16 protein-coding genes are annotated in these 17,901 nt (G+C 64.8%); 5 read left to right on the top strand and 11 right to left on the bottom strand.

The window, feature by feature from the left end; all coding sequences use genetic code 11:
• Positions 1 to 72: 72 nt before the first annotated feature.
• From KLP40_RS00640 to KLP40_RS00615, 6 genes are all read right to left on the bottom strand, one after another.
• Positions 73 to 621, bottom strand: a complete 549-nt coding sequence (locus KLP40_RS00640; protein ID WP_215591557.1) for a cob(I)yrinic acid a,c-diamide adenosyltransferase — start codon at positions 619 to 621, stop codon at positions 73 to 75.
• A gap of 72 nt (positions 622 to 693) precedes the next feature.
• Positions 694 to 1,413, bottom strand: a complete 720-nt coding sequence (locus KLP40_RS00635) for an ABC transporter ATP-binding protein (RefSeq protein WP_215591556.1) — start codon at positions 1,411 to 1,413, stop codon at positions 694 to 696.
• 17 nt (positions 1,414 to 1,430) lie between these two features.
• Positions 1,431 to 4,487, bottom strand: a complete 3,057-nt coding sequence (locus KLP40_RS00630; RefSeq protein WP_215591555.1) for a tetratricopeptide repeat protein — start codon at positions 4,485 to 4,487, stop codon at positions 1,431 to 1,433.
• A gap of 3 nt (positions 4,488 to 4,490) precedes the next feature.
• The gene (gene gatC / locus KLP40_RS00625) at positions 4,491 to 4,778 is read right to left on the bottom strand and encodes an Asp-tRNA(Asn)/Glu-tRNA(Gln) amidotransferase subunit GatC (RefSeq protein WP_215591934.1); all 288 of its coding nucleotides are present in this window, start codon (positions 4,776 to 4,778) and stop codon (positions 4,491 to 4,493) included.
• A 50-nt stretch (positions 4,779 to 4,828) separates the two neighbouring features.
• Complete coding sequence (locus tag KLP40_RS00620) at positions 4,829 to 5,677, bottom strand: lysophospholipid acyltransferase family protein (RefSeq protein WP_215591554.1); 849 nt, start codon at positions 5,675 to 5,677, stop codon at positions 4,829 to 4,831.
• Between the two features lie 148 nt (positions 5,678 to 5,825).
• A complete protein-coding gene (locus KLP40_RS00615) occupies positions 5,826 to 6,395 on the bottom strand; it encodes an NUDIX domain-containing protein (RefSeq protein WP_215591553.1) in 570 nt (189 codons plus the stop codon).
• Between the two features lie 452 nt (positions 6,396 to 6,847).
• Between KLP40_RS00615 and KLP40_RS00610 the strand changes: the two genes are divergently transcribed.
• Positions 6,848 to 7,090 (top strand): hypothetical protein, encoded by a 243-nt coding sequence (locus tag KLP40_RS00610; RefSeq protein WP_215591551.1) that lies wholly within the window; start codon positions 6,848 to 6,850, stop codon positions 7,088 to 7,090.
• A 144-nt stretch (positions 7,091 to 7,234) separates the two neighbouring features.
• Entirely contained in the window at positions 7,235 to 7,810 is a 576-nt protein-coding gene (locus tag KLP40_RS00605) for a ribonuclease HII (protein ID WP_215591550.1), read from the top strand.
• A gap of 208 nt (positions 7,811 to 8,018) precedes the next feature.
• Here the strand turns inward: KLP40_RS00605 and KLP40_RS00600 are convergent, their stop codons facing one another.
• The 3 genes from KLP40_RS00600 to KLP40_RS00590 are packed head-to-tail and all read right to left on the bottom strand — an operon-like array spanning position 8,019 to position 10,469.
• Positions 8,019 to 8,462, bottom strand: a complete 444-nt coding sequence (locus tag KLP40_RS00600) for a response regulator (RefSeq protein WP_215591549.1) — start codon at positions 8,460 to 8,462, stop codon at positions 8,019 to 8,021.
• Between the two features lie 54 nt (positions 8,463 to 8,516).
• Positions 8,517 to 10,058, bottom strand: coding sequence for a sensor histidine kinase (locus KLP40_RS00595; RefSeq protein WP_246558567.1), 1,542 nt, complete (start codon positions 10,056 to 10,058; stop codon positions 8,517 to 8,519).
• Between the two features lie 48 nt (positions 10,059 to 10,106).
• Positions 10,107 to 10,469 (bottom strand): CZB domain-containing protein, encoded by a 363-nt coding sequence (locus KLP40_RS00590; protein WP_215591548.1) that lies wholly within the window; start codon positions 10,467 to 10,469, stop codon positions 10,107 to 10,109.
• A 200-nt stretch (positions 10,470 to 10,669) separates the two neighbouring features.
• Here KLP40_RS00590 and gcvT point away from each other — a divergent pair, with 200 nt between their 5' ends.
• Both gcvT and KLP40_RS00580 read left to right on the top strand, forming a co-directional pair.
• Entirely contained in the window at positions 10,670 to 11,776 is a 1,107-nt protein-coding gene (gene gcvT / locus KLP40_RS00585) for a glycine cleavage system aminomethyltransferase GcvT (protein ID WP_215591546.1), read from the top strand.
• A gap of 173 nt (positions 11,777 to 11,949) precedes the next feature.
• Positions 11,950 to 12,669 carry a 2-phosphosulfolactate phosphatase gene (locus KLP40_RS00580; protein ID WP_215591545.1) on the top strand — a complete coding sequence of 240 codons (720 nt, stop codon included), beginning with the start codon at positions 11,950 to 11,952 and terminating at the stop codon, positions 12,667 to 12,669.
• 147 nt (positions 12,670 to 12,816) lie between these two features.
• Here the strand turns inward: KLP40_RS00580 and aceA are convergent, their stop codons facing one another.
• Positions 12,817 to 14,103, bottom strand: coding sequence for an isocitrate lyase (gene aceA / locus KLP40_RS00575; RefSeq protein ID WP_215591544.1), 1,287 nt, complete (start codon positions 14,101 to 14,103; stop codon positions 12,817 to 12,819).
• 192 nt (positions 14,104 to 14,295) lie between these two features.
• Positions 14,296 to 15,921, bottom strand: coding sequence for a malate synthase A (gene aceB, locus KLP40_RS00570; RefSeq protein WP_215591543.1), 1,626 nt, complete (start codon positions 15,919 to 15,921; stop codon positions 14,296 to 14,298).
• Between the two features lie 279 nt (positions 15,922 to 16,200).
• Between aceB and KLP40_RS00565 the strand changes: the two genes are divergently transcribed.
• On the top strand, positions 16,201 to 17,685 hold the full coding sequence (locus tag KLP40_RS00565) for a helix-turn-helix domain-containing protein (RefSeq protein WP_215591541.1): 1,485 nt from the start codon (positions 16,201 to 16,203) through the stop codon (positions 17,683 to 17,685).
• Positions 17,686 to 17,901: the final 216 nt, after the last annotated feature.

Raw genomic sequence — 17,901 nt, 5'->3', positions numbered from 1 at the left:
TGGAAAAAGGGCGGAAACCTAAAGATGCAGAATTTCTTCCGAACACTCGTTAGGCTGGCACAACGCCTGTCCTCACATCCGGGGTTCCCACTTCACCTCTTCCGCGTCCAGCTCCTGGGCCATCTGGCGGCCGAGCACGAACAGATAATCGGACAGGCGGTTAAGGTACATCACCACCAGGTCGGCCACGAAGGAGTCTTCGCGCAGGTGAATCACGAGGCGCTCGGTACGGCGGCACACGCAGCGGGCCAGGTGGGCAAATGATACGGACTGGTGGCCACCGGGCAGCACGAACACGCGCAGCTCGGGCAGGGTCTCGTTCATGCGGTCCATTTCCTGCTCCAGCAGGGCCACGTCTTCGGCGTGCAGGTCCGGAATCTTCATCTTCGACTTCTCCGGGTCGGAGGCCAGGGACGCTCCGATGGTGAACAGCCGGTCCTGAATTTCCTTGAGCAGGACGCGGCGGCCGGCATTCACGGGCTGGTCGCGCAACAGGCCAATGTAGGAGTTGAGCTCGTCCACGGTGCCGTAGCAGTCGATGCGGAGGCTGGATTTGGGCACGCGGGTGCCGCCGATGAGCGAGGTCAGGCCCTGGTCGCCGGTTTTGGTATAGATTTTCAAGCGGGAAAGGCGGAAAACGGTGGAATAAAGACGTACTACCCCCAACCCCCCGGAAATGTTGGGCCGCGGCGCCTAGTGGCTGGCCAGCTGACTGGCGGGGGTGTTGTGGTTCACCTCATCCGACTCCACCAGCCCGTCGCGCAGGCGCACGATGCGGTGGGCGTGGAGGGCAATGTCCTCTTCGTGAGTTACCATGATGATGGTGTTGCCGCGGGCGTAGAGGGCCTCGAACAGGTCCATGATTTCGTGGCTGGTGCGGGTGTCGAGGGCGCCGGTCGGTTCGTCGGCCAGGATGATACTGGGGTTGTTGACCAGGGCGCGGGCAATGGCCACGCGCTGGCGCTGGCCCCCGCTGAGCTCGTTGGGCTTGTGCATGGCGCGCTCGGCGAGGCCCACACTGCGCAGGGCTTCGCGGGCCATTTCGTGGCGCTCACTCTTGCCGTAACCGGCGTAAATGAGGGGCAGTGCCACATTGTCGAGGGAAGTGGCCCGGGGCAGCAGGTTGAACGACTGGAACACGAACCCGATTTCGCGGTTGCGCACGTCGGCCAGCTGGTTGTCGCTCATGTTGCTGACGTCCTTGCCGTTGAGGATGTACTGGCCCCCGGAAGGCGTATCGAGACAGCCCACAATGTTCATGAGCGTGGATTTGCCCGAGCCGGAGGGGCCCATGAAGGCAACATACTCGCCGCGCTGAATGGTGATGGTCACTGATTGCAGGGCGTGAATTTCCTCGGTGCCCATGCGGTACACCTTGGAGATATCAGTGGTTTCGATAACGGGAGGCAGCATAACCGGAGGGGCCAGGGTTAGTTCCAGGGGGCAGCGGCGGCGGCGTGGGCCGCGCGGCGCGCCGCGTACTCTGTACGAAAGGTACCATAATCCGCGGGGGAAAGCAACGTGCCCAGGCGGTAAAGCGGCGACTCGGCGTACTCCGTCAGGCCCACCGGCACGGCCGCCAGCACGTAGGCCTTGAGCAGGGGCACCGACTGCGGGTTGTAGTCGATACCGCGCAGCAGCACGTTGTAGGCGGCCGGAAAGTCCTGGCGGCGGGTGTGGAAGGCCGCGGCGGCCACGAGGCCGTTTTCCACGAAGGGCGCTTCCCGCACCAATTCGGCGTAAAGGCGGGCGGCCTGGTCGGGCTGCTTATCGGCCTCGGCTAGCACGGCCCGGAAGTAGAGCCGTTGGAACTCGTCGAAGCCCTGGAAAGTGCCTTTCTTCACCAACTGGCGCAGGGCCGGCCACTGCCGGCCGCGCACGTATAACTCGCCCCGCAGCACGTTCCAGGCCGACGCCGTCGGGGCCGCTGGGGCGGGGGCCGCCGCCAGGGCCTGGCGCACAGCTTCCGTCTGGCCGGCTTCCAAAGCGCGGGGCAGTTGGGCCCGTAGCGCCACCGCCCGCAGGGCCGGGGGGCTAATGCCGGTTGCGGCGGGCAGCAGAGCCGGAGTTGGCAGCTCATCGCCGCGCAGCACCAGGTACTGGGTCCGCACCGAGTCGGGGGCCTGGGCGTAGGTGGTGCGCAGGTCGGGGTTGAGGGCGGCCAGCAGCCGGCGGGATTCGGCGGAAGCCGGCGCGCGGCGGGCTACCTGCCGGGCCGAATCGGGCTGGTTGGTGAGGGTGAAGGCGTAGGCTTCGGGCAGGGCCGCCAGGGCGGAGCCGTTTTCACGGGCTTCCTGGAGGCGGCCGGCGGCCGGGGCGGGTAGGTGCTGGTCGAGCAGCCAGAGGCCCTGGAGCTGCTGGTAGTAGGCCGTACCCGGACCCGAGCCGGTGGCCAGGGGCTGAATGGTCGTCTGGGCCGCTACCGGCCGGCCGCCGTAGTGCTGGGTGAAGGCCCGCAGGAAGGTGAGCTGGTCGAGGTAGGGCGCATTATCGGGCCGGGCGGCCAGGGCGGGCAAGATCGGGAGCAGAGCCGTGTCGCCGCGGCCGGCGCGGTGCAGGCCGTCGTGGTAAAGCAGGGCGAAACTGGTGCTGGTGAGGATGGCCGTGGAATCGGGCAGGGTGGCGGGTTGGACGGGCTGACCGGTGAGCTGGGCCAGCAGCAGGGCGTTGCTGCGGAAGGCGTTGGAAGCTGCGGAGCCGGTGCTGGTCACCAACGCCCGGGCATCGTCCCACTGCTGCTGACTGATGCGGTAGGCCAGCTCGTTGGCGGGCAGGGTGGCATCGTCGGGATTGGCGGCCAGGGCCCGGTCGCGGTAGAAGGTCACCGAGTCGCGGAGGGCGGAGCGGGAGTAGAGTTGGGCCAGGTCGGCGTTGAGGGCGCCGTTGGCGGGATTCGCCCGCAGGCCGTTCCGCAGCACCTCCAGGCGGTCGAAGAAGTCCTTGGGCTCGTTGTAGAGGGCGGCCAGGCGCAGGGAAATCCGGGGCGAAGGCCGCCGCTCCAGGGCCCGGCGCAGGATGTTGATTTCGTTCTGGCGCTGGAGGCGGAAACGGTAGAGGGCGGCCCGGCCCAGGCTGGCCTTGTGGTTGTGCTGGTCGAGGGCGTCGCTTTCGGCGTAGTAGCGCTCGGCCAGCAGGGCCCGCGACAGGTCGTCGGGCGTCAGCTCGCTTTCCAGGCGCGACAGGTCGCCGAGGTTGTTGAACGAGGCCGCCTGCACCTGGTCGAGCAGGAAGAAATTGTTGCGCATCGTGACAGCCACCAGGGCCACCAGCGTGAGGGCGTAGAGGGCGTAAAAGGGCAGGCGGCGGGGGGTGAATACCACCCGGTACACGGCCTTCTTCTGGCGCAGCAGCGGCCCAAAATTCAGCAGCACGTAGAGCAGGAAGGCCGCGCCCCCACACAGAAAGGCCAGGGCCGTGAAGTCGCGGCCGGCCTGCAGGAGCGGGTCGTTGACGGTGGCCAGGGCGTAGCCCAGCCCGGCGGCGGCCAGCAGCACCAGCACCAGAAACAGCGTGCGGGCCGCCGGCAGCGGCACCCACTCGCCAAAAGTAGCCGCCCGCCGCTCCAGGCCCAGCCAGCCCACTACCACGGCCGGCACCAGCAGCAGGTAAGGGTCGAGGTAGAGGCCGGGCAGCAGCAGCAGCTCGCTCTGGTTGAGGTAATAGAGCAGCAGGGCCCCCAGGTAGAAGCCGCTGGCCAGCAGCAGGGGCAGCAGGCCGTAGCGGCCGGCGGGCGTCTCGGCCTGGGTATTGAGCCAGAGCAAACCGTGCACGTTTTCGAAGCACACCCACAGTACCAGCAGCGCGAAGGCCAGGGCCCCGCCCACCGTGAAAAAGGCGCTCAGGTGCAGGGCCGTGAGCTCGGCCGGATTGGGGTTTTTCAGAAACAGCACCCCGCCCAGAGCCGCCACCAGCCCCGCAAATAAGGCTAAGCGTTGCGGAAACGACGTTCCCGCCCGGAAGGCGTGGAAGTAGTAGGCCGTGCCTCCCAGCGTGCCCAGCGCCAGGAGCAGGAAATACCGTTGCCCCACTTCAAAAATGCCCAGCAAATCCGCGTTCAGCGACATGAGCAGGAAAATCACTAGGGCCATGCCGGCCACAAAAAGCGGCCGCGCGAGGCGGGTGATGGTGGCCAGAAAGTAAGCCAGCGCCACGCCCAGCAGCAATATTAGGCCCCACGCGGCTTCGGGCCGCAGGAAGGGGCCGGCCACGTCGTAGGTCTGGGTGAGCAGGTAGCCGTTGGCCTGCACCGGCAGCTGGGCCAGGCCCACCGTCACGCGGGCCACGGTGGCGGGCACCGGCGTGAGCTGGGCCACCGGCCGCAGGGGCATGACCGCGTCTGCGGCCGTGAAAAAGTGCCAGCCGGCCAGCCCGACGGCCAGGGCGGCGCACAACGCCAGCACCAGCAGCGGCACCGACCAACGGGCCGGCCGGGCCAGCAGCGGGGCCGCACCGGCCCGGACAACGGAGGTGGGAGCGTGGGGCGTCAAGCGTTAGTCGAGGACTTTGGGTACGCGGAAATAGTCGGAATCCTTGCGCGGGGCGTTGCTCAGGCCGGCTTGGTGGCTCACGGAATTGTGGGCTTCATCGGGCCGCAGCACGTTGATTTCCTGCGACAGGTGCACGAGCGGCTCCACGTCGGTGGTGTCGAGCTGGCGGAGCTGGTCCACCCAGTCGAGGATTTTGTTCAGGTCGCCGAGCATCTGCTGCTCTTTGGTGTCGTCGAATTCGAGGCGGGCCAGATGGGCCAGGCCGCGCAGGGTAGCCAAGTCGGTGCTCACGATGCTAAAGGAAATAAGGTACAAAGGAGCCGCAAGATACGGCCTGCCGGTTAAGCCGGACTTTTTCGGCGGCCGGCCGTGGCTGGCGGGGCGGGCTGCGGAGCTGGTTGGGGCGGGGCGGGAGCGCGCCAGGTGCTGGCTTCCGGCAAGCCGCCCGCCTCGGGCCGCAGGGCACCGGCAATGATGTCGTGGGCCTGCTGGCGCAGGGCGGGCGCGTCGGCCGCGCTCAGGCCGGTGGTGGGCAGGGGCGGGTGCACGATGATGGCCAGCGGGGAATAGCGCACCCGCAAGCCGCCCACATCGGGCAGGAAGCGGTGGTTGAGGGGCATGGTAATGGGTACCACGGGCACGCCGGCCGCAATGGCCAGCTGAAATGCCCCGTCCTTGAACTCCTCCAGCTCCCGGCCGGCCTGGCGGGAAATCTGGCCCTCGGGGAAGATGATGACCGCCCGGCCCTCGGCCAGCACCCGGCGGGCCAGCACCATGGCCCGGCCCCGACTCACGGCGCTGGTGCGGTCCACGGTGATGTAAGCGCGGCCGAAAATCGGGCCCCAGAGCGGGATTTTGGCCAGGGAGCTTTTGCCCAGCACGTTGAGCCAGCCCGGCAGGGTGCGGAACAGCAGCGGAATATCAATCAGGGAGCTGTGGTTGGCCACGTACACGGCGGGCCGGCCGGCCGGCAGCACGTTCTCGCGTCCGATGGTTTCCACCGGCAGGCCCCACATCCCAATGAAGAAGTGCGACCAGCCCTTGTTGAGCGCGTGCAGGTAGCGGTGCCCGGCCGGCCAGCGGCTCAGCGCCCACTGCACCGGGTAGGTCAGCACGAAGGGCAGCACGAACCAGAACGTGGCCCAGGTGGTGTAGAGGCGGTGACCGATATAGCGGAACAGATGCGGCATAGGAATCATCGGGTAAGAAGGCGAGGGGCCGGCGCGGCAGGCAGCTGCCGCCGGGGGAACCGCCAAAGTCAAGCGCTGCATCTAAAGAATGGAGGAAGCCTGTTCGGCCCCGCAACTGCCCGCCCGTGATGACAGCAACCTGCCGGGGCTACACGCCCAGCAGGCGGGCGGCCTTGAGCAGACCGGCCACGCTGATGGCGTCGGTGATGCGGTTGTCCATCACCAGCTGCACGGCTTCGGCCAGCGGGAGTTTCCAGAGGCGCAGGTCCTCGGTTTCCTCGGGCTCGGTTTCGCCCTGAGTCAGGTCCTGGGCCAGAAACACGAAGCCTTCCTCATCGGTGACGGAGTTCGAAGTGTGCAGGCGCATGATGTTGGTCCAGCGGGCGGCCAGCAGGCCGGTTTCCTCGCGCAGCTCCCGCTGGGCCGATTCGAGGATGTCGAGCTCCAGCGGGCCGCCGCCCATCGGAATTTCCCAGCAGTACTCGCTGAGCGTGTAGCGGTACTGGCCCACCAGCCAGGTATTGCCCTCGGCATCCACGGGCACAATGCCCAGGGCCTTGTTTTTCATCGACACCACCCCGTAGAGGCCGGGGTTGCCGGCGGGGTTGATGATCTGATCCTCGCGCACCTGGATCCAGGGGTTCTGGTACACGATTTCCGAGCCCTGTACCTGCCAGGGGTTGTGGTTTTCGTCGAAATCAGCGGCCGGAGCAGTCATAAGCAGCAAGAGAAACAGGAGGAAGATGGGGGCAAAGGTACGGCAGGAACCCGGGTTGCCGGCCCCGGCAATTTCTCTCGCCGGGCGGAAGGCGCTGTTGGCCGGGCGGGGCCGGGTATTGGTCCAATAAATCCAAACGGCAGCTGGCCACCGTATACTTTTGACTTACTAATTATTCAGCGCGCGTAGGGTTTATGGAAAGGAAGGCTCTCCCCGCGTAGTGTTGGTTCCTGGCAAAAGGAGTAGGGTGGATGAATGATAATTTTGCCAGCCAATGCGAAGGAAAAGGCCGCTGCCCCTGGCAGCGGCCTTTTTATTTGCCGGCCGGTCGGGTCTTTTCTCAGACGACGGGGCGCCCAAATCCTGTAAGCGTTGCGCACCAACCCCCGGGGAAACGTACGCGTAACAGGGCCTGACCAGCCGTTCACATTCCGGCCGGTACTGCTTACGCTATGGCTACCCAATCGAAAAACCCGAACAACCAGCCCGCGCCGGGCGACCCGCTCTTCAACCTCAAGCACGCCGAGGCCGAAGCGGCGCTGTCGGAAAAAACCGGCGGCCTGGGCCCCACCACCAACGTCTACACCACCTCCGAAGAGGATGCGGCCCTCGATGAGGGGCCGCGCGACAAGCAGGGTTTCCGCCGGGGCGAATCGGCCGGCCCCAACGAAGGCTCCACGGCCGGTAGCCACTAGCCGTTGCGCGCCCGGCCGGCGTGCCCTACTGAAATCACCACCGGCCTCCGTTGGCCACTCGTTCAAAAAGCCTCCGCCGCTACGCTTACGTACCGGCGGAGGCTTTTTGCGGTCCGGGCCGCCTGGCCTGCGTAAGTTTGCCGCATGTTACTTGCTACCTACACGGGCGAAGCCCTGGAAGCCGGCCTCGACGAAGCCGGGCGGGGCTGCCTGGCCGGCCCGGTTTTCGCCGCCGCCGTGCTGCTGCCCCCCGATTTCGCCCCCCGGTTTCTCAACGACTCCAAGCAGCTGACTGCCCGCCGCCGGGAACTGGTGCGCGAAGTTGTGTGCCGGGAAGCCCTGGCCTGGGCCGTGGGCGAGGCGTCGTCGCAGGAAATTACCACTTTCAACATCGCCCAGGCCAGCTACCTGGCCATGCACCGGGCCGTGGCGCAGCTCCGGCCCCAGCCCACCCACCTGCTCGTGGACGGCAACCGCTTCAAGCCCCACGCCACCCTGCCCCACACCTGTATCGTGGGCGGCGACGGCCTCTACCGCAGCATTGCGGCGGCCTCGGTGCTGGCCAAAACCTTCCGCGACGACCGGATGCGGGAGCTGGCGGCCCAGTATCCGCACTATGGCTGGGAGCAGAACGCGGGCTACCCCACGGCCCGGCACCGCGCCGCCATCCGGGAGCACGGCCCCACCGAGCACCACCGCCTGGGCTTCCGGCTGCTATAGGGAGTTGGGCAGTAGGGAACAGGTAAGTCATTGCGAGGCGGAGCCGAAGCAATCCGTCCTTCACTTAGTGTGAAGCCTTAAATAAACGCCAAGCCCCTAACGCGTGTCCGTCAGGGGCTTGGGGAATAGGTCAAGGGGTTGAGCTTTGTAAAGGACGGATTGCTGCGGCTGCGCCTCGCAATGACAGCCCGGTTACTCATTCACCGCTTTACTGCTTCAGTTTTAATAAATCCAGGAACAGGCTGAAGCCGTCGACGGTGGTGCCGCCCTCGCCGAAGCTGTCGAAGCTCAGGGGCTTGATGATGTAGCCGCTCACGGCCAGGTCCTGGGCTTTGAGGCGGTCGGTTTCCAGGTCGGAGGTGGTGGTGATGAACACGTTCAGGTTGACGAACTCGGGGTCGGAGCGCAGAATTTCCAGCAGCTCCAGCCCGTTCATGCGGGGCATGTTCAGATCGAGCATGACCACGCTGGGGTGCGCGATTTTGGCCTGGCCGGCTTCACCCCGGAGCATGTCCAGGGCCTCGCGGCCGTTGCGGGCCACTACCAGCGGGACCGTCACGTTGTTCTTGCGCAGCTCCCGCTGCACGTTCATAATATCGAGCTGGTCGTCTTCGACGAGCAGAATGGTGGGTTGATCGGTGTCAGAAGCCATAGGAGGAAAAATACGTAGGTAAGGCCCCGGGGGGGCACTTTCGGTATACGACAATCAGCGCGTAAGGGCGGAACTTGCGGGCAAAGCCGGTTTATCATCGGGGCGGCGGCGCGACTCCTTGGGCCAGGTGAAGATGAAGCTGGCGCCCTGACCCTCAGTGGATTCAACGTGAATCGTGCCGCCCTGGCGTTCCACCAACTTCTTGACGATGGCCAGGCCCACGCCGGTACTTTCGAGCGTGTCGCGCTCGGTCAGGGTCTGGAAAATGACGAAGATCCGCTCGTGGTACTCGGGCGCGATGCCCGGTCCGTTATCGGCCACCGAGAAGGTGTAGAATTTCGGTCCTTCTGCGCAGCCGATCTGCACGCGGCCGTGAGCAGGGTTGTGGTGGTACTTGGCGGCGTTGCTGATTAGGTTGGTGAACACCTGCTGCAGCTGCACGCGGTTGGTCTGAAGGGTGGGCAGGTAAAAGGGCAGCTCCACCTCGAAGCCGGCGGGCAGCTCCAGGGAGTCGATGATTTCGCGCAGCAGATGGCGCACGAACACGGCCTCATCGGCCTGGGGCGTGCGGCCGACCCGGGCCAGGTCGAGGATGCCGGTAATGAGGTTTTCCATGCGCCGCACCCGGGTCCGCATCAGCACCAGAAACTCCCTGATGTGAGCGGGCACGCTCTGGCCCATGTCTTCCTCAATCCAGCGCGAAGCCGTTTCGATGCCCCGCAGCGGCGCTTTCAGATCGTGCGACACCACGTAGGCGAACTGGTCGAGCTCCTGATTGCGGCGCTCCAGCTGCCGGATGTTGGTGTTGATGGTGTCGGTCATGGTGTTGAGCGACTCGCTGAGCTTGGTCAGCTCGTCGCTGGCCGTATCCTGCATCTGGGTCGAGTAGTCGCCGCCGGCAATGCGCTGGGCCTGCACCACCATGCCGCTGATGCGCTGGGAAAACTGGCGCACCAGGTAAGCCGCGTAGAGCAGGCCCAGCAGAATAGTAGCCAGCGTGATGCCCACCGACAGAATGCGGGTTTCGCGGATGCTGTCCTGCAGGCGCTGGCGTTGCTTAAGGCGAATTTCGGCCTCCTCCCGATCAAAGACCCCAAACAGGATCCGGATCTGATCCATGAGCACTTTGCCGGTGAGGTCGGTAGTGAGGTTGCGGTGCTCCAGGCCGTCGAGGCCGGTTTGGTTGGGGTTGCGGCGCAGGGCCTCGCGCTTCTCGCCGATGAGCAGGTGAGAGTAGGCGGCCCACTGCTGGAACAGGTACTGGCCCCGGATGACGCGCGCCTGCTGGGGGCTGCCTTCGGTGAGGGCGTTGCGGAGCTGGGCAAACCGGCCCAGCAGGTTCCGTTCGCCCTCGTAGTAAGGAGACAGCACGGCTTCGTTGCCGATGAGCAGGTAGCCCCGGAAGCCGGTTTCCATGTCGATGATGTTGCGCAGCAGCGTGGTGGCCTCGCCCGTAATGCGCTGGGAGCGCGCCACGCGCTGGGAATTGCGCAGTACGGCCCGGGAAAGCTGGTAATTGATGAGCACCACCGCCCCGAACAGGGTAGAAATGGCCAGAAAGCCGGCAAAAAGTTTGGTAGAGAGTTTCAGCTTCATAGACAGACGGGAGGGGCCGCGCCACGGCGCCGCGGTGGCGCGGCCCCTTTAGCGGGCCCGCAGCGCGTCTTCCATGGTACGCAACAAGGTCACTATCTGGTCGGCCAGGGCGTTGATTTTCCCCAGTCCGCTCACGGCCTCGTCCTGGCGGCCGCGCTGGTGCAGGTCCATGAGGCGGTTGGCTTCGGCATGAATGAAGCGGTGCAGGCGGTCGAGTTCCCGGCTTTCGGGCAGGTAGGCAAAATCGGTCAGTACGCGCTGGTTGATCCACTGGCCCATGGTGCAGCGGTCGGCATCCCGGATGGGTCCCTGCTCGGTGTTGCTGCCGTAGAGAAAGGAGCGGAGCTTGGATTTAAAGAGCAGGTGCTTGATGCGGGCGGCATCAAATTCCTGCTTCAGGTCGTCGGTCATGCGCGAAAGTCCCGGGAAAGGGTGGAAACGGCCTTCGGTGCCGGAGGATCGGGCAGGCAGTTCGGCAAAGATAACCAACGGGGGCCGGATCAGCCGGCCATAATTGGCTACTTTCGTCCGCCGGCGCAACCCGGTGGCCTCCGGGCCGCATTGCGCCGGCGGCCCCTTGCTTCACCTCCTTATTTCCACCACCCACTTTCATGTCCGAAACGCTCAAAACCGTTCCCCTCAACGACGTGCACCAGCAGCTCGGTGCCAAAATGGTCCCCTTCGCCGGCTACAACATGCCCGTGCGCTACTCCTCCGATCTGGAAGAGCACCACACCGTGCGCCGGGCCGTGGGCATGTTCGACGTCTCGCACATGGGCGAGTTCCGGCTGCGCGGCCCCCAGGCCCTGCCCCTGATTCAGCGCGTGTGCAGCAACGACGCCAGCAAGCTCACCCCCGGCAAAGCCCAGTACAGCTGCCTGCCGAATAAGGACGGCGGCATTGTGGACGATTTGCTGGTATACATGCTGGCCGAGGAAGACTACCTGCTGGTGGTAAACGCCTCCAACATCGAGAAGGACTGGAACTGGATTCAGCAGTTCAACACCGAGGGCGCCGAGATGCAGAACGTGTCGGACGAGCTGAGCCTGTTGGCCGTGCAGGGCCCCAAAGCCGCCGCCGCCCTGCAAAGCCTCACCGCCGCCGACCTGAGCGCCATTCCCTACTATTCCTTCGTGCAGGGCACCTTCGCGGGGGCGCCCGACGTCATCATCTCGGCTACCGGCTACACCGGGGCGGGCGGCTTCGAGCTGTACGTGCCCAATGCCTACGCCAAGCAGGTCTGGGATGCCGTGATGGACGCCGGCCAGCCCTACGGCCTGAAACCCATCGGCCTCGGGGCCCGCGACACGCTGCGCCTGGAAATGGGCTACTGCCTCTACGGCAACGACATCACCGACGCGACTTCGCCCCTGGAAGCCGGCCTGGGCTGGATTACCAAATTCACCAAGGACTTCACCAACTCCGAGAGCCTGAAAGCCCAGAAAGCGGCCGGCGTGGATCGCAAGCTCGTGGGCTTCCTCATGGACGGGCCCGGCATCCCGCGCAGCCACTACCCGCTGGTGAGCGAGGCCGGTGAGGTGATTGGCGAAGTAACCAGCGGCACCCAGTCGCCGAGCCTGAGCAAGGGCGTGGGCCTGGGCTACGTGCAAACCGCCTTGGCCGCCCCCGGTACGGCCATTTTCGTGCAGGTGCGTGGCAAGAACCTGCCCGCCACGGTGGTCAAGCTGCCCTTCGTGCCCGGCACGGAAGAGGCGTAAGCAGTTGTCAGCTATTCGTTGTCAGTTGTCAGTAACAGACCGGTCATCCTGAGCGAAGCGAAGGACCTTGCACCATCTGGTTTGGGTGGTACAAGGTCCTTCGCTTCGCTCAGGATGACCGGTCTGTTACTGGCAACCAACAACTGACAACCAGCAACTAATAACTAAAGCATATGCCCACGCTTGATATCTGTTTCTCCCCCGAGCTGCTGCCGCTCTTCGATTTGAAGGGCAAGGTGGCGGTGGTGGTGGACGTGCTGCGGGCCACCTCCAGCATCGTAACGGCGCTGGCCTCCGGCGTGACCCACCTGGTACCCTTCAGCGAGCTGGCCGAGTGCCGGGCTATGGCCGCCCAGGGCTACCTGACGGCCGCCGAGCGCGACGGCCGCCAGGCCGAGGGCGTGGACCTGGGCAACTCGCCCTTCGGCTACCTCGATGGGGTAGTGCCGGTGCAGGGCCGGGCGGTGGCCATCACCACCACCAACGGCACCCGGGCGCTGCACCTCTCGGCCGCTGCCGATGGAATCGTGGTCGGAGCCTTCCTCAACCTGGGGGCCGTGGCCGATTACCTGCGCCGCCTGAACAAGGACGTGGTGGTGGTCTGCGCCGGCTGGAAGGGCCATTTCTGCCTCGAAGACACCCTCTTCGGCGGGGCCCTGGCCGCCCGTCTGCAGGCCGATTTCGACACCACCCACTCCGACGCCACCCTGGCCGCCCTCGACCTCTGGGCCGCCGCCGCCCCCAACCTGGCGGGCTACCTGCTCCGCTCGGCCCACGTGCGCCGCCTCAACCACCTCGAAGCCCACCAGGACATGGCCTTCTGCATCCGGGAGGACGAGTACAACCTGGTGCCGGTGTTCCGGGACGGCCGCATTGAATCACTAAATCACTGATTTTCGCTGATCAATCACTGATTCCGCTGATTTCCTGACGTTGAGCATTAAAAGAAAGAGCCGTTCCCATTCGGAACGGCTCTTTCTTTGACTGACTGGATTTGGCAGAACATAAAATCAGCGTAATCAGTGTTTAATCAGCGGAAATCAGTGATTAAACTGGGCTTCCTCGGTGCTGCCGACCAGGGCGCCGGTGCTGCCTAGGCCGGCGGTTACCACATCCTGCACGGCGTCGAAGTAACCGGTGCCCACGAAGCTCTGGTGCTTGACGGCCTTGAAACCCTTCTTCTGGAGGGCAAACTCGCGCTCCTGCAATTCGGAGTAGCCGGCCATGCCCCGCTCGCGGTAGGCCGAGGCCAGCTCGAACATGCTGGTGTTGAGGGCGTGGAAACCGGCCAGCGTGATGAACTGGAACTTGTAGCCCATGGCGGCCAGCTCCTCGCGGTAGGTTTCCATTTCCTGCACGCTCAGCTTGGCGGCCCAGTTGAAGGAGGGCGAGCAGTTGTAGGCCAGCAGCTTGCCGGGGAACTGGGCATGAATGGCTTCGGCGAACTGGCGGGCCTGCTCCAGGTCGGGGTGGGAGGTTTCCATCCAGATCAGGTCGGCGTAGGGGGCGTAGGCCAGGCCGCGGGCAATGCCGGCCTCCAGGCCGCAACGCACGCGAAAGAAGCCCTCGGAGGTGCGCTCGGCCTCCTGGAGCACGAAGGGCTGGTCGCGCGGGTCGATGTCGGAGGTGAGCAGGTCGGCGGCGTCGGCGTCGGTGCGGGCTACTACCAGGGTGGGCACGCCCATGACATCGGCGGCCAGGCGGGCGGCTACCAGCTTGTTGATGGCCTCCTGGGTGGGCACGAGCACCTTGCCGCCGAGGTGGCCGCACTTCTTGGCCGAGGACAGCTGGTCTTCGAAGTGGACGCCGGCGGCCCCGGCCTCAATCATCATCTTCATGAGCTCAAACGCGTTCAGGTTGCCCCCGAACCCGGCCTCGGCATCGGCCACGATGGGCACCAGCCAGTGCACGTCGCCCTCACCGGCCACGCTCTGAATCTGGTCGGCGCGGAGCAGGGCGTTGTTGATGCGGCGCACCACGGCCGGCACCGAGTCGGCGGGGTAGAGGCTCTGGTCGGGGTACATCTGGCCCGAGTTGTTGGCGTCGGCCGCTACTTGCCAGCCGGAGAGGTAAATGGCGTTGAGGCCGGCCTGCACTTCCTGTACGGCCTGGTTGCCGGTGAGGGCCCCGAGGCCGGCCACGTACTCCTCGGAGAGCAACAGCTGCCACAACCGCTCGGCCCCGTTGCGGGCCAGGGTGTACTCAATGGTCACGGAGCCGCGGAGTTTCAGTACGTCCTCGGCGGTGTAGGGGCGGACGACGCCTTTCCAGCGCGAATTCGTGGCCCAGTCCTGCTCAATGGCGGTAATGCGTTGCTGCTTGTTCATGGAAGTAGGGGTAAGGAAGGTGAAATGAGAAGGCAAGGTGAAGGCAAAAGCGTAGCTATCCGCTCCGGAGTGCGGGTTTAAAAAGGCAGTAGGATGGAGGGCTATGCTCAAGGCCCCAGGGCTGAAGCCCTGGGCTAAGCAAAGGTCAACAACGCGCTGATTAGCCCAGGGCTTCAGCCCTGGGAGCCGTGGCTACGCCAGCTGGTCGTAGGCGGGCAGGGTGAGGAACTCGATGAACTGCTCGCTCATCACCAGCCGGTCGAAGAGGCGGGCGGCCTCCAGGTACTTGCCCTGGTGGTAGAGGTCGTCGCCGATGCGGGCCTGGATGCGGGTGAGCTGATCGGGCAGCAGGGCGCGGTAGAGGTCCACGGTTACGGGTCGGCCGTCGGCGAGCTGGGTGCCGGGCGTGTGCAGCCACTGCCACACCTGGGCCCGGCTGATTTCGGCGGTGGCCGCGTCCTCCATCAGGTTGTAAATCGGCACGCAGCCGTTGCCCCGCAGCCACGATTCGAGGTACTGAATGGCCACGTCGATGTTGAGGCGCAGGCCGGCCTCGGTAATGTCGCCCTCGGGGGCGCGCACCAGGTCCTGGGCCGTCACGTGCACGTCGTCGCGCTTGTTGTCGATCTGGTTGGGCTGGGGCATGAGCTCGTTGAAGACCTCCAGCGCAATGGGCACCAGGCCGGGGTGGGCCACCCAGGTGCCGTCGTGGCCGTTGCGGGCCTCGCGCACCTTGTCCTGGCGGACTTTCTCCAGGGCCAGCTCGTTGGCCTCGGGGTCGTTTTTGATGGGAATCTGGGCTGCCATGCCGCCCATGGCGTGCACGCCCCGGCGGTGGCAGGTTTGCACCACAAGCTGGGAGTAGGCGCTCATGAAGGGCACCGTCATGGTCACGGCGGCGCGGTCGGGCAACCGGAATTCAGCCCCCAGGCCCAGGCGCTTGATGTAGCTGAAGATGTAGTCCCAGCGCCCGCAATTGAGGCCGGCCGAGTGCTCGCGCAGCTCCCACAGAATCTCGTTCAGCTCGAAGGCGGCCGGCAGGGTCTCAATCAGCACGGTGGCTTTGATCACGCACTTGGGCATTTTCAAAGACCACTGCGCGAACCCGAACACGTCGTTCCAGAGGCGGGCCTCCAGGTGGCTCTCGATTTTGGGCAGGTAGAAATAGGGGCCGCTGCCGCGGGCGCAGAGCTCGTGAGCGTTGTGGAAGAAGTAGAGCCCGAAGTCGAACAGGGCCCCGCTCACCGGCTCGCCATCCACGAGCAAGTGCTTTTCGAGCAGGTGCCAGCCCCGGGGCCGGACCATGAGCACGGCGGTTTTCTCGTTGAGCTTGTACTCCTTCTGGGGCGTGCTCACGGAAATGGTGCGGCGCACGGCGTCGCGCAGGTTGCGCTGGCCCTCCACCACGTTGTCCCAGGTGGGGGAGTTGGAGTCCTCCAGGTCGGCCATGAACACCTTGGCGCCCGAGTTGAGGGCGTTGATAATCATTTTGCGCTCCACGGGCCCCGTGATTTCCACCCGCCGGTCGAGCAAATCCTCGGGGAGCGGGGCCACGGTCCAGGGCTTTTCGCGCAGCAGGCGGGTTTCGGGCAGGAAGTCGAGGGGCTCGCCGGCCCGCAGGCGCTGCTGGCGTTCCTCGCGGCGCTGGAGCAGGGCCCGGCGGGTGGCCTCAAAGCGGCGGTGCAGCTCGGCCACGAAGGCCAGGGCCGAGGGCGTCAGGATTTCGGCATACTCGGGCGAGTAGGCGCCCGTCACCTTCACCCGCTCGGGCGTGATGAACGACGGCGTAAGGGTTTGGGGCTCAGCGAAGGGCGACATACAGCGGAGGGTTTGGCGTGAAAGGAAAGGGTACTACCGGAAGGAATGATTCAAAGGTAGTTTAGCGAATATTATAATTCAAGCGAAAATTCGCTAATTTTTTAGAACAGGCTCAAAAACGTAGATTTGCGGGGATAGTAGTGATATGGTGAGGTGGTGAAATGGTGAGTTTGATGTTCAAGGGGCCTACCTGCGCTACTTGTACAGTCAGGCTTCCGCAACAACGTCAAACTCACCATTTCACCACTTCACCATATCACCATTTCACCACCTCACAGTATGCTGAGTCACGGCCAGGTTGTCCGGTTAATTTTTGGGTTGAAGCTGCGCGAGCTGCGGCAGGAGCGGGGTTTCACGCCCGCCGAAATGGCCCGGGCCTGCGACGTGTCGGTGTCCTACCTCAACGAGATTGAGAAGGGCAAGAAGTACCCCAAGGCCGATAAGATCCTGAGCCTGAGCAAGGTGCTGGGCGTGAGCTACGACCAGCTGGTGTCGCTGACGCTAAGCCGGCGGCTGGAGCCCATTTCGGAGCTGCTGCAGTCGGACCTGCTCAAGGAGTTTCCCTTGGATATGTTCGGGCTCGACCCGCTGCGCATCGTGGAGCTTATTGCCGACGCGCCGGCCAAGATGAACGCCTTCATCAGCACGCTCTTCGAAATTGCCCGCAACTACGAAATGCGCCAGGAACACTTCTTCCTGGCCGCGCTGCGCTCCTTCCAGGAGATGCACGACAACTATTTCGAGGAGCTGGAGCAGGACGTGCGCACCTTCACGGTGGAGCACAACCTGCCCGCCGCCGCGCCCCTGGACCGGGGCCAGCTGGAGCGGGTGCTGGTGGAGCAGTACGGCTACTCCCTCGACCGGGCCGGCCTCGACGAATACGCCCATTTGGGCCGGCTACGGTCGGTGTTTCAGCCAAAGTCCAAGCGGCTGCTGCTGCGCCGGGAGCTGACCGGGGCCCAGGAAGGCTTCGTGCTGGGGCGGGAAATTGCCTTCAACTACCTCGGCCTCAAAGACCGGCCCTACGTGAATGCCTCCTTCCCGGTACGCTCCTTCGAGGAAGTGCTCAACAACTTCAAGGCCTCCTACTTCGCCGGGGCCCTGCTGATGGAGGAGGAAATGCTGGTGCGCGACCTGACAGGCTTCTTCAACGCCAAAAAGTGGGAGCCGGCCCTGCTGCTGGATTTGCTCACGCGCTACGACGTGTCGCCGGAGATGTTTATGCAGCGCATTACCAACCTGCTACCCCGCCATTTCGGCATCCAGAGCCTGTTTTTCCTGCGCTTCGACCAGGCCAACGGCTCGGCCGACTACAAGCTGACCAAGGAGCTCCACCTCTCGCGCCTGCACAACCCCCACGGCAACGAGTTGCACGAGCACTACTGCCGCCGCTGGATTTCACTGCGCATGATTGCCGAGCTGCGCCAGCAGCCGCCCACCGACGCGCCGTCGTACACGCTGGGCGCGCAACGCTCCCGCTACCCCAACGGCGACGAGTACCTCTGCCTGACCCTGGCCCGGGCTGGCACCGCCACCGAGCCCGCCGTGAGTGTAACCGTGGGCCTGCTCTGCGACGAAAACCTGCGCCAGAAAGTCCGTTTCCTCGACGACGCGGCCATCATCGTGAAGGAAGTCAACGAAACCTGCGAGCGGTGCACCATCCCCGACTGCGAGGTGCGGGCCGCCGCGCCCCTGGAAGTAGAGCGCCGCCAGCGCCAGCAGGAACTCCAGGCCGCCGTAGCGGCTTTAGTGAACGAGGCGTAAGCGGTGAGTTGGTGAATGAGTGAAAAAAACGAACGTCATCCTGAGCGAAGGCGGAGCCGTAGTCGAAGAATCTCGCGTGCAGGCGTTGGGCGACAGAATCAACGAAGCGGTAAAGATTCTTTGACTACGGCTCCGCCTTCGCTCAGAATGATGTTCTGTTTTACACCCAACTCCTGTACCGTTTCCGACTTCTTACTGCCTCACTCATTCACCGAG

This window comes from Hymenobacter piscis (assembly GCF_018760735.1).
Taxonomy (GTDB): Bacteria; Bacteroidota; Bacteroidia; order Cytophagales; family Hymenobacteraceae; genus Hymenobacter; species Hymenobacter piscis.
This window is presented reverse-complemented; position numbering and strand designations above follow the sequence as displayed.

Coding starts and splice junctions, on each gene's coding strand:
- KLP40_RS00635 (WP_215591556.1), bottom strand. CDS start 1,413: ATGCTGCCTCCCGTTATCGAAACCACTGATATCTCCAAGGTGTACCGC.
- KLP40_RS00620 (WP_215591554.1), bottom strand. CDS start 5,677: ATGCCGCATCTGTTCCGCTATATCGGTCACCGCCTCTACACCACCTGG.
- KLP40_RS00615 (WP_215591553.1), bottom strand. CDS start 6,395: ATGACTGCTCCGGCCGCTGATTTCGACGAAAACCACAACCCCTGGCAG.
- KLP40_RS00610 (WP_215591551.1), top strand. CDS start 6,848: ATGGCTACCCAATCGAAAAACCCGAACAACCAGCCCGCGCCGGGCGAC.
- KLP40_RS00605 (WP_215591550.1), top strand. CDS start 7,235: ATGTTACTTGCTACCTACACGGGCGAAGCCCTGGAAGCCGGCCTCGAC.
- KLP40_RS00600 (WP_215591549.1), bottom strand. CDS start 8,462: ATGGCTTCTGACACCGATCAACCCACCATTCTGCTCGTCGAAGACGAC.
- KLP40_RS00595 (WP_246558567.1), bottom strand. CDS start 10,058: ATGAAGCTGAAACTCTCTACCAAACTTTTTGCCGGCTTTCTGGCCATT.
- KLP40_RS00590 (WP_215591548.1), bottom strand. CDS start 10,469: ATGACCGACGACCTGAAGCAGGAATTTGATGCCGCCCGCATCAAGCAC.
- gcvT (WP_215591546.1), top strand. CDS start 10,670: ATGTCCGAAACGCTCAAAACCGTTCCCCTCAACGACGTGCACCAGCAG.
- KLP40_RS00580 (WP_215591545.1), top strand. CDS start 11,950: ATGCCCACGCTTGATATCTGTTTCTCCCCCGAGCTGCTGCCGCTCTTC.
- aceA (WP_215591544.1), bottom strand. CDS start 14,103: ATGAACAAGCAGCAACGCATTACCGCCATTGAGCAGGACTGGGCCACG.
- aceB (WP_215591543.1), bottom strand. CDS start 15,921: ATGTCGCCCTTCGCTGAGCCCCAAACCCTTACGCCGTCGTTCATCACG.
- KLP40_RS00565 (WP_215591541.1), top strand. CDS start 16,201: ATGCTGAGTCACGGCCAGGTTGTCCGGTTAATTTTTGGGTTGAAGCTG.